General features: G+C 62.6%; 11 protein-coding genes and 3 pseudogenes. 5 read left to right on the forward strand and 9 right to left on the reverse strand.

The genetic code is table 11. The annotated features are described in order from the left end of the window. Positions 1–7: 7 nt before the first annotated feature. On the reverse strand, positions 8–1,336 hold the full coding sequence (locus OKW43_RS30620; RefSeq protein ID WP_187635851.1) for a C4-dicarboxylate transporter DctA: 1,329 nt from the start codon (positions 1,334–1,336) through the stop codon (positions 8–10). A gap of 234 nt (positions 1,337–1,570) precedes the next feature. Here OKW43_RS30620 and OKW43_RS30625 point away from each other — a divergent pair, with 234 nt between their 5' ends. Further along, a complete protein-coding gene (locus tag OKW43_RS30625) occupies positions 1,571–2,257 on the forward strand; it encodes a FadR/GntR family transcriptional regulator (RefSeq protein ID WP_429451542.1) in 687 nt (228 codons plus the stop codon). A 69-nt stretch (positions 2,258–2,326) separates the two neighbouring features. Here OKW43_RS30625 and gap read toward each other — a convergent pair whose 3' ends face one another. Both gap and tkt read right to left on the reverse strand, forming a co-directional pair. Then, positions 2,327–3,337, reverse strand: a complete 1,011-nt coding sequence (gene gap / locus OKW43_RS30630; protein WP_187635849.1) for a type I glyceraldehyde-3-phosphate dehydrogenase — start codon at positions 3,335–3,337, stop codon at positions 2,327–2,329. Positions 3,338–3,447: 110 nt separating this feature from the next. Further along, positions 3,448–5,469, reverse strand: coding sequence for a transketolase (gene tkt / locus OKW43_RS30635; protein WP_187635848.1), 2,022 nt, complete (start codon positions 5,467–5,469; stop codon positions 3,448–3,450). Positions 5,470–5,739: 270 nt separating this feature from the next. Here tkt and OKW43_RS30640 point away from each other — a divergent pair, with 270 nt between their 5' ends. Further along, a complete protein-coding gene (locus OKW43_RS30640; RefSeq protein ID WP_429451546.1) occupies positions 5,740–6,552 on the forward strand; it encodes a polyamine aminopropyltransferase in 813 nt (270 codons plus the stop codon). Between the two features lie 378 nt (positions 6,553–6,930). Here the strand turns inward: OKW43_RS30640 and OKW43_RS30645 are convergent. From OKW43_RS30645 to OKW43_RS30655, 3 genes and pseudogenes are all read right to left on the reverse strand, one after another. Then, positions 6,931–7,353, reverse strand: a pseudogene (locus tag OKW43_RS30645) (transposase); the annotation flags it as partial. Positions 7,354–7,396: 43 nt separating this feature from the next. Further along, a complete protein-coding gene (locus tag OKW43_RS30650; RefSeq protein ID WP_429444807.1) occupies positions 7,397–8,662 on the reverse strand; it encodes an IS256 family transposase in 1,266 nt (421 codons plus the stop codon). A 119-nt stretch (positions 8,663–8,781) separates the two neighbouring features. Continuing rightward, positions 8,782–9,522, reverse strand: a pseudogene (locus OKW43_RS30655) (IS110 family transposase); the annotation flags it as partial. Between the two features lie 82 nt (positions 9,523–9,604). On the opposite strand from OKW43_RS30655, the pseudogene OKW43_RS30660 reads away from it, so the two are divergent. The 3 genes and pseudogenes from OKW43_RS30660 to OKW43_RS30670 form a co-directional block, all read left to right on the forward strand. Beyond that, positions 9,605–9,778 (forward strand): annotated as a pseudogene (locus tag OKW43_RS30660) (polyamine aminopropyltransferase); the annotation flags it as partial. A 103-nt stretch (positions 9,779–9,881) separates the two neighbouring features. Beyond that, positions 9,882–10,295, forward strand: a complete 414-nt coding sequence (locus OKW43_RS30665) for a VOC family protein (RefSeq protein WP_187636681.1) — start codon at positions 9,882–9,884, stop codon at positions 10,293–10,295. A 19-nt stretch (positions 10,296–10,314) separates the two neighbouring features. Continuing rightward, positions 10,315–11,055 (forward strand): 16S rRNA (uracil(1498)-N(3))-methyltransferase, encoded by a 741-nt coding sequence (locus OKW43_RS30670; RefSeq protein WP_187636682.1) that lies wholly within the window; start codon positions 10,315–10,317, stop codon positions 11,053–11,055. 128 nt (positions 11,056–11,183) lie between these two features. On the opposite strand, the gene OKW43_RS30675 is transcribed toward OKW43_RS30670, so the two are convergent. The 3 genes from OKW43_RS30675 to ltrA all read right to left on the reverse strand — a co-directional run bounded on the left by OKW43_RS30675 (position 11,184) and on the right by ltrA (position 14,015). Continuing rightward, the gene (locus tag OKW43_RS30675) at positions 11,184–11,744 is read right to left on the reverse strand and encodes a barstar family protein (RefSeq protein WP_187636683.1); all 561 of its coding nucleotides are present in this window, start codon (positions 11,742–11,744) and stop codon (positions 11,184–11,186) included. 16 nt (positions 11,745–11,760) lie between these two features. Beyond that, positions 11,761–12,174, reverse strand: a complete 414-nt coding sequence (locus OKW43_RS30680) for a ribonuclease (RefSeq protein ID WP_429451549.1) — start codon at positions 12,172–12,174, stop codon at positions 11,761–11,763. A gap of 140 nt (positions 12,175–12,314) precedes the next feature. Continuing rightward, a complete protein-coding gene (gene ltrA, locus OKW43_RS30685; protein WP_429451551.1) occupies positions 12,315–14,015 on the reverse strand; it encodes a group II intron reverse transcriptase/maturase in 1,701 nt (566 codons plus the stop codon). Positions 14,016–14,292: the final 277 nt, after the last annotated feature.

A 14,292-nucleotide genomic window follows, 5' to 3' on the forward strand; every position in this document is an offset into this window, starting at 1 on the left:
ACCGCGATCAGACTGCGGGCGCGTGTTCGGCCGCAGCCGGCTCGACGGGCGTGTCGTCGACGGCGGGCACGTAGCGCAGCGCCGCGTCGCGATTCAGCACGCGATGCGCGCGCGCCTTGTCGAGATCGTTTTCCCACACGGCGACCACCACGGTGGCGACGCAGTTGCCGATCAGGTTGGTCAGCGCACGCGCGATGCCGACGAACCAGTCGACCGGCAGGATCAGCACGAGACCGAGCACCGGGATCGCGGGAATCGCGGAGAGCGTCGCCGCGAGAATCACGATCGCCGAGCCCGGAATGCCGTGCGCACCCTTCGACGTCACCAGCGACACCAGCACGACGACGATCAGGTCATGGATCGACAGCGGCGTGTTGGTCGCCTGCGCGATGAAGAGGACCGCGAGCGTCAGGTAGATCGAGAAACCGTCGAGGTTGAACGAGTAGCCGGTCGGAATCACGAGGCCGACCGTCGAATCCTTGACGCCCATCCATTCGAGCTTGCGCATGATCTGCGGCAGCACGGCGTCGGACGACGCGGTGCCGAGCACGATCGACAGTTCCTCGCGCAGATAGCCGATCAGCTTGAAGATGCTGAAGCCGGCGAGCCGCATCACCGCGCCGAGCACGACCACGACGAACACCGCGCAGCTTGCGTAGAACACCAGCACGAGCATGCCGAGCTGCTTCAATGACTCGACGCCGTAGGTCCCGGTCGTGAACGCGATCGCGCCGAGCACGCCGAGCGGCGCGAGCTTGATGATGAAGCCCATCACGCGGAAGAACACCTGCGCCAGTTCATCGATCAGCCCGCTCACGCGCTGCGCGCGCTTGCCGAGCAGCGACAGCGCCGAGCCGAACAGCACCGAGAACACGAGGATCTGCAGGATGTCGCCGGTCGCGAACGCATTGATCGCCGTCTCGGGGATGATCTTCAGCAGGAAGCCCGCAGTGTCTTTCAGGCTTTTCGCGTGCTCGGTGTAGGTCGCGAGCGACGCCGCATCGAGCGAATTCAGATTCACGTTCATGCCGGCGCCCGGACGCGTCGCGTAAGCGAGCAGCGCGCCGATCAGGAGCGCGATCGTCGTCATCGCCTCGAAGTAGACCACCGCCTTCAGGCCGACGCGGCCGACCTTGCGCAGATCGCCCGCGTGCGCCATGCCGCTCACCACCACGCAGAATACGATCGGCCCGATCACCATCTTGATCAGTTTCAGAAAGCCGTCGCCAAGCGGCCGCAGCGACTGCGCGAAATGCGGAAACACGGCACCGAGCACGATGCCCACGACGAGCGCTATCACGACCCGGCCAAATAGCGAATTGAAGAATTTCAACACGGCTTCCTCCTGCGGATGGTTGTCTCGGTGACTCTGTTCAGACTGGTCCGACCAGCACTGTTATGGCGAATAGTAGGAAGCCGATATACTCCCGTCAAGAACTCGTCGAACAGTGTTTACCCGTTGTTTTTCTCCGCGATTTCGGGTCGGATTTGGGAGTCGGGCGCCGTGCGGCACGTCTTCGACGAGCACGTATTAGAATTGCGGTCAGACCACGCTACCGAGTGAGCCGTCATGAAAAACGTCCCGCACACCGTCACCGACGCGGCCATCGCGACCATCCGCGAACGCATCGAAGCGGGCGTCTATCCGATGGGCAGCCTGCTGCCGGCGCAGCGCCAGCTATCAGATGAACTGTCGATCAGCCGCGCGTCGCTGCGTGAGGCGCTGTCCACGCTCGAGGCGCTCGGCCTGCTCGTGATCCGCCCCGGCAAGGGCGTGTACGTGGAAAGCGCGCAGGCGAAAAACGCGCAGGCGTGGCGCTTCGCCGAACAGTCGTCGCTGCCCGACACCTATCAGATGCGCTATGCGCTCGAAGGCTTCGTCGCGCGCATGGCGGCGCTCGCGGTCAGCAACGATGACCTCGCGTGGCTCGAGGAGAACATCACCGCGATGCAAAGCGCGCTCGCCTGCGAGGAACTCGACGAAGCGGCGCGGTTCGATTACGCGTTCCATATGCGCATCGTCAGCATCGCCGGCAATGCGGCGATCGAGTCGATCCTGCGCAGCAGCGCCGAGATCATGCAGGAAAGCCAGCGCATGCCGTTCTACCGGCGCGAGCGGGTGCTGTCCACGTACACCGAGCATCGCGCGATTCTCGACGCGTTGAAGGCCCGCGATTCGCTCGCCGCAGGCAAGGCAATCGAGACGCACATCGCGAACGCCGCACAGCGCGCCGGCGTCTATTTCCCGACGCCGTAGGCGGTAAAAACCGCAGACAAAAAAAGCCGCTCCGAGGAGCGGCTTTTCATGTAGCGTGAAACCCGAAACTTACTTCGCGTTCGCGAGCGCGACAGCCGTGTCCAGCATGCGGTTCGAAAAGCCCCACTCGTTGTCGTACCAGCTCGACACCTTCACGAGACGGCCCGACACCTTCGTCAGCGTCGCGTCGAACGTCGACGAAGCCGGGTTGTGGTTGAAGTCGATCGACACGAGCGGTGCGTCGTTGTAGCCGAGGATACCCTTCAGCGCGCCTTCCGACGCTTCCTTCATGATCGCGTTGACTTCATCGACCGTCGTATCGCGCGCGGCGATGAAGGACAGGTCGACGACCGACACGTTGATCGTCGGGACGCGGATTGCGTAGCCGTCGAGCTTGCCGTTCAGCTCGGGCAGCACGAGGCCGACCGCCGATGCCGCACCGGTCTTGGTCGGGATCTGGCTATGCGTAGCCGAACGCGCGCGGCGCAGGTCTTCGTGGTACACGTCGGTCAGAACCTGGTCGTTCGTGTACGCGTGGATCGTCGTCATCAGGCCGTTCACGAGACCGATCTTGTCGTTCAGCGGCTTGACCAGCGGTGCGAGGCAGTTGGTCGTGCACGATGCGTTCGAGATGACGGTGTCCGAAGCCTTCAGTACGTTGTGGTTCACGCCGTAGACGACGGTCGCGTCGACGTCCTTGCCGCCCGGCGCCGAGATGATGACCTTCTTCGCGCCGCCCTTGATGTGCGCGCTCGCCTTTTCCTTTGTCGTGAAAAAGCCCGTGCACTCCATCACGACGTCGACACCGAGTTCGCCCCACGGCAGTTCGGCCGGGTTGCGGATCGCCAGAACGCGGATCTTGTCGCCGTTCACGACGAGGTAGTCGCCGTCCACCGACACGTCGCCCGGGAACTTGCCGTGCGCGGTGTCGTACTGCGTCAGGTGGGCGTTGGTCTTAGCATCGCCCAGATCGTTGACGGCGACGATTTCAATATCGTGCTTCTTGCCGTTTTCATAGAAGGCGCGCAGGGTGTTGCGGCCGATCCGGCCGTAGCCGTTGATTGCGACGCGAATCGTCATGATTTATCTCCTGATGGCTAAAAAATCCGTTCATGTTCCGCTGGTCCGACATCCGGTTCGGTGCGCTGCCGCGCAGCCACGAGGGGCGCGACGGCAACGCGACGCAACCATCAGCCGAGCGCGGCCTTGACCGTCGCCACGACGTGCTCGACGGTGAAACCGAAATGCTTGAACAGCACACCTGCCGGGGCCGATTCGCCGAACGTATCGATGCCGACCACGCCGCCTTCCAGACCCACGTACTTGCGCCAGAAATCCGACACGCCCGCTTCGATCGCGACGCGGCGCACACCGTGCGGCAGCACACGCTCGCGGTAGTCGGCGTCCTGCCTGTCGAACACGGTCGTCGACGGAATCGACACGACGCGTGCCGCGATGCCTTCGCGCGCGAGCGGCTCGACGGCCTTCATCGCGAGTTCGACTTCGGAGCCCGTCGCGATCAGGATGATCTTACGCGCGACGATCTCTTCATCCCAATCGCGCAGCACGTAACCGCCCTTGTCGATATTAGCGATCTGCGCGTCGGTGCGTTCGTTGAACGCCAGGTTCTGGCGGCTGAAGATCAGGCACGACGGACCTTCATGCTCGATCGCATGGGTCCAGGCCACTGCGGTTTCGACCGTGTCGGCCGGGCGCCACGTTTGCAGATTCGGGATCAGGCGCAGGCTCGCGACGTGTTCGATCGACTGGTGGGTCGGGCCGTCTTCGCCGAGACCGATCGAGTCGTGCGTGAATACGAAGATCGACGGCGACTTCATCAGCGCGGCAACGCGCAGCGCGTTGCGGCTGTAGTCGGAGAACGTCAGGAACGTGCCGCCGAATGCCTTGAAGCCGCCATGCAGCGCGAGGCCGTTGATCGCGGCGCTCATGCCGAATTCACGCACGCCGTAGTTCACGTAGTTACCGGCGGCACGGCCTTCGGCGTTCACGCGCACGGGCTTCGCGGCCTTCCAGTTGGTCAGGTTCGAGCCGGTCAGGTCGGCAGAGCCGCCGAGCAGTTCGGGCAGCACGGCCGACAGGCCTTCGATGGCCTGCTGCGATGCCTTCCGCGTGGCGACCGTTTCCGCGCGTTCGTTCGCGCCAGCGATGATCGCGTGAGCTTTGTCCTTCCAGTCCGCCGGCAGCTGCTTCGCGCTGCGGCGCTTGAATTCGGCCGCTTCCTGCGGATACTTCGCCGCGTAGGCCACGAACGCCTCGTCCCAGTCCGCTTCGAAGCGCGCACCCGCTTCTTTCGCGTCCCATGCCGCGTAGACTTCCTGCGGAATCACGAACGGCTCCCAGTTCCAGCCGATCGCTTCGCGCGTCGCCGCGATTTCCTTGTCGCCGAGCGGCGCGCCGTGCGAATCGTGCGAGCCCGCCTTGGTCGGCGCGCCTTCACCGATCACGGTCTTGCAGCAGATCAGCGTCGGCTTGTCCGACTGCTTCGCCTGTTTGATCGCTGCGTCGACCGCGTCGACGTCGTGGCCGACCACGTTCGGGATCACGTGCCAGCCATACGCTTCGAAGCGCTTCGGCGTGTCGTCGTGGAACCAGTGCACCACTTCGCCGTCGATCGAGATGCCGTTGTCGTCGTAGAACGCGATCAGCTTGTTCAGCTTCAGCACGCCCGCGAGCGAGCACGCTTCGTGCGAGATGCCTTCCATCAGGCAGCCGTCGCCGACGAACACGTACGTGTGGTGATCGACGATCTTCGCGTCGGGCTTGTTGAATTCGGTGGCGAGCAGCGACTCGGCGAGCGCCATGCCGACCGCGTTCGCGAGACCCTGGCCGAGCGGGCCGGTGGTCGTCTCGACGCCCGGCGTGATGCCGTATTCCGGATGACCCGGCGTCTTCGAATGGAGCTGGCGGAAGTTCTTCAACTCTTCCATCGGCAGATCGTAGCCGGTCAGATGCAGCAGCGAGTACAGCAGCATCGAGCCGTGACCGTTCGACAGCACGAAGCGGTCGCGATCGGCCCATTGCGGGTTCTTCGGGTTATGGCGCAGATGGCGCGACCACAGGGCGACGCCGATTTCGGCCATGCCCATCGGCATGCCGGGGTGGCCGGAGTTCGCCTTTTGAACGGCGTCCATGGACAACGCGCGGATCGCGTTAGCCATCAGGGAGGTGGGTGCGGGAGACGGGGTCGTCATGTCGAGTCCGGAGACAGAGTCAGAAAGCGGTGGCGCGCTTGTGGCCCGGAAGCTCGGCGGTCAGTTCGCTACGGCGCACGATGCGGCGCCAGGAGACGCGAAACGGGCAGAGCAAGCGGACAAGGCTGAAAGCGTTACATTCTAGCAGAAGGTCAACCCCTAGCCGGCCCCAAAGCCGACTGGCCGCGTGGTTCAACGCACACCACCACGCGACGGCATTTACAATTCGAGCAGCTGTTTCCGCCACGCTGCCGATCGAGCCCGTCCGCCGTGAATGCCCCCCTGTTGTTCCAGCCTTGTCCCGACGCCGTCTACGGCTTTCCTCACGCGCGCCTCGTCGAGCGTGTCGAGTCGCGTCATCAGACGATCGAGATCTGGGACACGCCGCAACTTGGCGCCCTGTTCACGCTCGACGGCCGGCCGATGACGTCCGCCGGCGACGAGTTCATCTATCACGAATGCATGGTGCATCCGGCCGCGCTCGCGCATCCGGCAGCGCGCGCGGCGCTGGTGCTCGGCGGTGGCGATGGCGGGGCCGCGAGGCAACTGCTCAGGCATCCGGGCATCGAACGGATCGTCGTCGCGGAACTCGATGCCGAGGTCGTGCGGCTCACACGCGAACATTTGCCACACGTGCATGGCGGCGCGTTCGACGATCCACGCGTCGAGCTCGTGATCGGCGATGCGGCGGATTATGTCGCGGCGGCGGCCGGCGCGACGCACGGTGCGATGCGTGTGCCGGCCGTGCAGTTCGACCTCATCGTATTCGACCTGACGCCACCCGACTCGCCCGCGGCCGGCCTGTACACACCGGCCTTCTACGCGCAGTTAAAGCGCGTGCTGCGCGCCGACGCGCTGCTATCGCTGCATCTCGGCTCGCCGTACTACCACGCGCCGCGCATCGCCGCGCTGCTCGACGATCTGTGCGCCGCGTTCGCACAGGTGCGCACACTGAGCACCTTCGTGCCGCTCTACGGCTCGCTGTGGATGATGGCTTCTATGAGCAGAAAGTTGTCAAGGCCATTTGCGAACTGGCTTACAAAGGATGGGTCAAGTCTCTTTCTCCTCGCTGCAAAGTGGTGACATGCTGGCGTATGGCGGCAAGCGCGAGTGATGGCGCTCGCCGCCATACAAGTCGCATTTTCGCGGCATAGTCCGGCGGATTCCCACCGCCCTCAACTTCAACCATGGCTACAGTCCGGTCAACGTCGTTAGCCTGAAGCCGCTTATCGCGCGCGTAAGACAGCAACGTCTCACCAACTTCTATCCGCTGGCGTATGGCCAGCCTCATCCTTTATGCGCGTTACGCCGGAACCTGTTCCGGGAGCATGCCCCATCTGTTTAATCGGTCGCGTTAGCAACCCGCCATCAACACGGGCATGTTCACGCATGTTCACTTCAAACTCTCGATCGACAGGTATCGTTCCACCCTTGATTGCGTTGTCGCGATACCTTTCGGGCTCAGACTGACTTCAGTTGTGCGCCTTCGGGTATCACGCCGTCCTTCAAGTAGCGCCACAGCGCGATCGCGAGGCGTCGTGCTACTGCGACGATCGCAATGCGCCGCACGCGGCGATTCGGTCCCGTGCCTTGCGTGCGCTGGTTGAACCACTGCGCCAGTGCACTGCCAGGCTGGTAACGGATCCAGCACCACGCCATCTCAATCAGCAGTGCGCGCACGCGACGGTTGCCCTGCCTGCTGATCCCCTGGTCCACCTGGCTCTCGCCACTGTCGTAGGGTTGTGGAACCAGCCCTACGCAGGCCCCAACTTCGCGCCGGTTATGGAAGTCCCGCCAGAACAGCTCGAGCGCTAGACGCGAGCCACCCACCGGGCCAATGCCATTTAGCTGCGTCAGAAGATCGATCCTTTCGCGTGCGGGAGCTAACGTCAAGAGTGGTGTATGGGCAACTTGAAGGCAGGCGCTTTCAGGCGGCGAGTTTCTGCTGAACCCGTTGATCGTCTTTCACCTGTTCGCCGTCCTTGAAGGCAATGCCCTCCAGCAGCAGCTTGATCTGTGCAGGGCCGTTGATACGGCGCCAGGTTTTCTCGGCTTCCTCGATCAGCTTGAATGCCAGGCCCAGGAAGGTCGCTCGCGACACGCAGTTGCGCGTACGCGTGGTGCGGTGGCGCACGGTCGCGAACGTCGACTCGATCGCATTTGTCGTGCGCAGATGCTGCCAGTGTTCCGCCGGGTAATCGTAAAAGGCCAACAGGCTTTCCCGGTCCTTCTTCAACGTTTCGGTGGCTTTCGGATACTTCGCCGCGTAGACCGTCACGAAACGATCGAAGGCGGCGTATGCGTCAGCGCGCGTCGCGGCCATCCAGATCGCCTGCAGGTCTGCTTTGGCTTTGCCTTGCTGCGACTTCGGCAGCGCATTGAGCACGTTGCCCATCTTATGGAACCAGCAGCGCTGGCCTCGCGTCGCAGGAAACACTTCTTCCAGCGCGGCCCAGAAGCCCATCGCGCCGTCGCCGATCGCCAGCAGCGGACCAGCCTGCAGGCCTCTCGATTTCAGGTCGAGCAGCAGTTCCTGCCAGGACGCCTTTGACTCCCGGTACCCATCGCCGATCGCCACGCGCTCCTTGCGCCCATCCGGCCTCACGCCGATGATCACCAGCAGGCACTGGCCGTCCGAATTCTCGCTTCGCAGCCCCGTGTGGATCCCGTCGACCCACCAATACACGTAGTGCGATTTCGACAGATCACGTTGGCTCCAGCTGGCATGTTCGTCGGCCCACTGCGCCTTCAGGCGGCTCACCACATTGGCCGACAGACCCTTGGCATCTTCGCCTAGCAGGACGCTCAGAGCCTCGCTCATGTCGCCTGTCGAGATGCCTTTCAGATACAGCCACGGCAGCGCAGCACTCACGCGTGGCGACTTCCTCACATACGGCGGCACAATCGACGAATTGAACTTCACACCAGATCCTGATCGATCGCGAACCTTCGGGACCTTCACGGCAATTGGCCCAGCCGCTGTCAACACTTCGCGCTCAGGCAGATAGCCGTTGCGCACCACGGCGCGCTGGCCGTGCAAGGTCTTGACGTTCTCGAACCGCTCCAGCAGCGCCGCGAGCTCGGCTTCGATCGCCTGCTGGATCACCTGCCGGGCTCCGTGCCGCACCAGTTCGTCCAGACCCAGACCGGCTCCCGATAGACCAACGACTTCTTTTTCCGTAAACTTGTTCATGGTGGATGGTTTGTTGTTTGCTGGTTTCCGACTTCGACAATCAGATTCTCAGCTGAAACCTCCACCGCCTACAATCTCCCGCCTCAACTCCCCCGTACACCACTTCCGACTTTAGCTCCGCGTGCGGGTGCGGGCAGGCCAGCGTGTTGCGTTTTCTCGAGTGCCGCGAGTTGCTGCACGGCCAGCGCCAGCCGTTCGCACTCGCGCAGCAGCCGCTCCCGCAGCTCGCGCGGCAGTGGCGCACCGTCGTGACACCGCACCTGGTCACGGGCGAGGCGGGCGGCGAAGGCCTTGTGGTCAACCTCATCCCAGCAGCCGAGCGTGACAAGCAGTTTGCGCATCCGGTCACGATGCTGTAGCACCTCTTTCTGCAGTTCCCCTCGGTCGCGCATCAGATGGCGGGACGCTTCGTCCTGCGGTGACGGCACGTGCACCACGTGCATGCGGTCGCGCTCGCCGCGCAGCCACGCGCGCAGGCTGATCACCAGCCTGATTGCATCAAGCCGGTCAGTCTTGGCACGCCGCTTGTGGCGCTCGACCGGAATGCTCGCTGGATCGACCACATGACACTCGATACCGCGTGCCCGTAGCGCCCGATAGATCCAGAACGCGTCCTGGCCGGCTTCATAACTCACGACAAGGTGCACGCCCGCGGGCAGCGACCACTTCAGCTTCTGTTGTTCGATCACTTCCAGCACGGCCTGTAGGCGCGCGGGGGCTTGCGGTTGCGCTACGGTGTACACCGCCGGCTGCTCCCGCTGCCCGTCGTGCAACGCTACCTTCCACTTCGCCGCAGCGAGTTCGAGTGACACCGCCAGCGCCGGTTCCGCAGTACGCGTGTATCCCTGATCTGTACGCATGATGCTCTCCCGTGAGCAAACCTCGGTACGCCGATTTTAGGCGTTAGCCAGTCGACGACCTGGATGCTTCATAGGATCTATCGCCAGCGACACGCTCGACCCCGCCGCGCTGAGCGCCGACGCGCTGGCCGGGCGTCTGGCCGCGCGCGGCATCGATTCGCTGCGCCATTACGAACCAGCCCTGCACGCGGGGCTATTCTGGGCAGCGCGATCGGTGCGCGATAAACTGAGCCCATTGATGAAGTCGTCCATTTGAAGCGTGGACACCGTGTGCGAATCGGTTCGAGCGATGTCCGCATGCCGCGCCCGACCGTAAACTGCAACAGTGGCCTCGCGCCCCACGAGCTCCGGAGAACTCCATGACCGCCCCCCGCCCCGCCGGTGTGCCCTGGCTGACCCCCTATCTAACGGTGCGCGACGCGCGCGCGTCGACGGCTTTCTTTTCGGCGGCGTTCGGCTTCGAAGTGCGCGACAGCGTGCAGGACGACGGGGTCGTCATGCACGTCGAGATGACCTATCAAGGCCAGTTGATCGTGATGTTCGCGCCCGAAGGCGCGTTCGGTTCGACCGCGAAGACGCCGAAAAGCGCAGACACGATCGCGCCGCAATCGTTCTATGTGTATGTCGAAGACGTCGACGCCGTGTATGCTCGCGCGCTCGTGGCCGGCGCCAGGTCGCTGAGCGAACCGCAGGACCAATTCTGGGGCGACCGCTTCGCGCAGGTCGAGGATATCGACGGCTATCGCTGGGCACTTGCCCGCCACCTTTCCTGAATTCGAGAGTCTTTCGTCGATGCCCCGTTTTTTGGTCGATACGCCGCTTTACCCCGACGACGTGATCGCGCTACCCGACGACGTGGTGCGCCACGTGGCCGTGCTGCGCCTACAGCCTGGCGATTCGCTCGTGCTGTTCAACGGCCAGGGCGGCGAATACAGCGCCGAACTCGTCGAGGTCGAACGCCGTTCGGCTCGCGTGAAAATCGGCGAGTTTCGCGCGGTCGAGGTCGAGCCGCCGTATCGGCTGATGCTCGCCCAAGGCATTGCCGGCGGCGACAAGATGGACTGGCTGATCGAGAAGGCGGTCGAACTCGGCGCCTCGGGCTTCGCGCCGCTCACGACCGCTCGCTGCGTCGTGCGGCTCACCGGCGAGCGCGCGCAGCGGCGGCAGCAGCACTGGCAGGGGGTGGTGCGGGCATCGTGCGAGCAGTGTGGGCGTAATCGTCTGCCGGAGGTGATGCCGGTGCGGGAACTAGGCGCGTGGCTTGATACGCTGCCGCGCGAGCCCGCGCCCGACGAGTTGCGCCTGCTGCTGTCGCCGCGCGCGAACATCGGCTTTGCAGCGTTGCCCGACGCGCCGCCGCACGGCGGCGTAACACTGCTGATCGGCCCCGAAGGAGGACTTTCCGCCGACGAGGAAGCCGCCGCCGTCGAACAGGGCTTTACCGCCGTGGGCCTGGGTCCGCGTGTGCTGCGCACGGAAACCGCGGGGATCGCGGTGCTGGCAGCGCTGGCGGCGCGTTGGGGCGGTTGGTAAGCGGGAACTGGCTTGAGCAGCGCGCGCAAAAGCAAAGGCCCGCCAGTTAGCGGGCCTTTGCCGTTTTTACCGCGACGTTCGCTGCCAGATTCGAGCAAAGCGCCTGAAGAAGCGAAGTCTGACGAAGCTCAAGCGAACGAGTAAAACACCCGGAACGCGACCTTGCGCTCGGCCCAGAATTCGGCCGCTTCCCGGAACACGTCGAGCAGCGTCTCGCGCCCTTCCTTGTCGAATTTCTGCGCGATCGGCAGGTGTTCGAGCACGATCACGAAGCCGGGCTGCGCGCCGGCCTTGTGCACGAGGTCGGTCAAGCAATCGTAAAGCGCGTCGTAGTTCTTGCCGAAATGCTTGGGAAACAGGAACGACGTCGCGATCGTCTCGAGCACTTCCTGCTTCGAGGCGGCGTTCGCGCAGTATGCATACAGGAAGTGCTGGCCCAGCTGGTTCGCCTCATCGGCGAGATCCTGCACGCGGAACGCGCGGATCGACTGCACGATATTCGGCCGCACCGTCCTGAAAAGGCTCATGGGCTCCTCGTTCGATGAAACCACCGTGCCAGCCTCGCTTTGATTGTCGCGACCCTGCTCGTCGGCGCGCATCTTCATGACGCGCTGGAATAAATTGCCGTCGCCGGCCGCGAAAAGATCCGTCGCGACTCCGGAATCGTGCGCGTAGATGTTGTCGCTCATGCCATTCATCCCGATGTCATTCAACAATACGATTAAAACTGGTGTAATGGTCGTCCGAATAATAACAATTGTCGGTCCGCTGTAGCGGACCTCCGCAGACGATGCGGCGCGCCCCGCGATTACGCGCGTGAGGCGTGGGGACGGTGTATTCGTGGTAATAACCGCGCCGATGGGCGGGCAGCACCCGTTCGTAGTTGCCGAATACGATGCCGTCCTTCTGATACGGATAAGGCCCGCCGGCGGCAACGAGGTTCAACGTATTGACCGCCTCGCGCGGCAATTGCGCCAGCGCGATAGTGCCTACCTGCGCTTGCGCCTCAGCGGGCGCCGAATACTCTCGCGCTAGCGCCTCGGGCGCGGAACTGGACAACGCGCAGAGCGCGGCAGCACCGATCAGCACGCGTTTCATGCGCAACCAGTTGCGTGCCATGTATCAGGTTTCCCCGCTGTCAGACCACGAGTTTGACGACCATGTAGGGTAGCCCCCTCTCCTTCCGGATCAGGGGCCCCCTAAGAACTGTACGTGCGGCTTTCACAGCATACAGCTCAAGCCTACATACAAAGTTCCGCTCAAAGCGAAACCGGCTTAGTCACAGCAAGTTTACCAGCATGCACCTGCCGGTGGCAGTCGGGGTGAAGCAACACTCGATTAGAAAGCGCATCCGACCCGCCTTCCACCCGGTAACGCAGATGGTGGTCGTGCCAGCCAGTCTCTTCCGTCAAGGCTTGTCCACAGTGCGCACATAGTCCGCTCTGCGACATGTACAACGAAACCCATTGTTTGCGGTAGCGCTTTGAGAGCCACATCCGCTGCTGACGCAGGGTCTCACCGTATTGCTCCCATCTAACATCGAAGGGATTGTATTCACCCGCTATCTTCTTTTGACGCCGGATCGGAGTGCTACTAGGCCGAAACAACTCCAGCATCCAAGTACTGCCATCGTCTTCGACTATTGGTGCGCCGAAGACCCACGTCCGATTGCCTACCGTGTGGAAATACTTCTTTCGCACCCAGAGGGCATTCTTTTGAGGATGTCGACGCCTGCACCACCACCAGAGCTTCCCAAACACGAGATGCTCCATGCGGCTGTACGCCTGCTTGGCCACGACGGGACTGTGATACTGCGCCCAGCCCCGCAACATCGGATTCAACAGAAGAATGAGCCCTTCTTGACTTGCCTCCTTGTTGCGGCTAATCGTTTCCGCCACCTTGCGATAGAACGCTTGCACGTTCTTCTTACTTGGCTTGATGAGCAGTTTTCCCGAGTACTTCCGGAAATTCCACCCCAGGAAATCGAAGCCGTCGTCAATGTGAGCGACCCGCGTCTTCTCCTCGGACAGACGCAAACCCCGGACAGCTAGGAATGCTTCAACCCAAGGCCGAACCACGTTTTCTAGCAATTCTTTCGTATTGCCAGTGATAACGAAGTCGTCCGCGTACCGCACGACATTCACTTTCAGCTTCGAGGCTTTCACAACTCCGTACTGGGCACGTAGGTGCTCCAATAGTTCGCGCTCAAGCCCGTTCAACGTCGCATTGGCCAAAGTCGGGGAGATGATCCCTCCCTGTGGCGTACCGGCATCAGTCGCCTGTAGCTGACCCTTGTAAATTAGGCCAGCCTTCAACCACTTCCGGAGAATCTCCCTGTCCATGGGGACATGGTTCTCCAGCCAGTCGTGGTTGATGTGGTCAAAGCAGCCTTTGATATCCGCCTCCAGTATCCATTGGGCCGAGGCCTTTTTGGCTGTGCAGACAAATATCTGGCTCTCCGCGTCGGCTGTCGAGCGAATGCGTCTAAACCCATATGAGTTCGGATCGCTCGTTGACTCGACAACTGGTTCCAATGCCAGCAGATACAAGGCTTGCATCGCCCTGTCCCGCATGGTCGGAATGCCCAGAGGGCGCTCCTTCCCATTGGCCTTGGGGATAAAGACTCTCCGTAATGGCAGAGGCTTGTATCCGCGCCGCTTCAACCTGCCGATGGCTCCCCACCGACTTTCAGGCGAAACCCATAGTTCGCGATCGACTCCAGCCGTTCGCGCACCCTGGTTCCGCGTAACACGTCGTACCGCATACAGCTTCGCAGACAACGTGCGGGTCAGCAACCGTTGCAAAGCTTTCACCCTGCGCCAGTCACTTTCCCGCGTCGCCTTCGCAATTCGAATCTGCATCCCTCGCACGTTCCGCTCAACTCGACGCCAATCTACGGCGTGCCAGTTGGCCGGCGCGTGGGAAAGCGCAGACCCGGTCTTTCGACCAGATACTTTCATGCTGCTCTCCTACCTGGAAAAGTCCCCAGACAGAAGGCGCATCTCCCCCAGCGGGGCAGATACACCCCGCTGGGGAACGACAAAACTCAATACAGGCGCATGCACCTGTATCTGACCAAGTTTTACAGAGGGTAGTCAGCCGTCTTGCGACGGTAGACCAGACGGAAGTCTGCCCGCTTTCGCGTGGGGTGATGTCCCAACCCCTATCCGGTCCATTACAGCCCGGCGTTCGCTTTTTCCATCCTCCCATACCTGCACAATCAACAGCGTTCCTTGC

Origin of the sequence: Paraburkholderia sp. WC7.3g (assembly GCF_050436345.1) — a bacterium.
Classification (GTDB): Bacteria; Pseudomonadota; Gammaproteobacteria; order Burkholderiales; family Burkholderiaceae; genus Paraburkholderia; species Paraburkholderia podalyriae.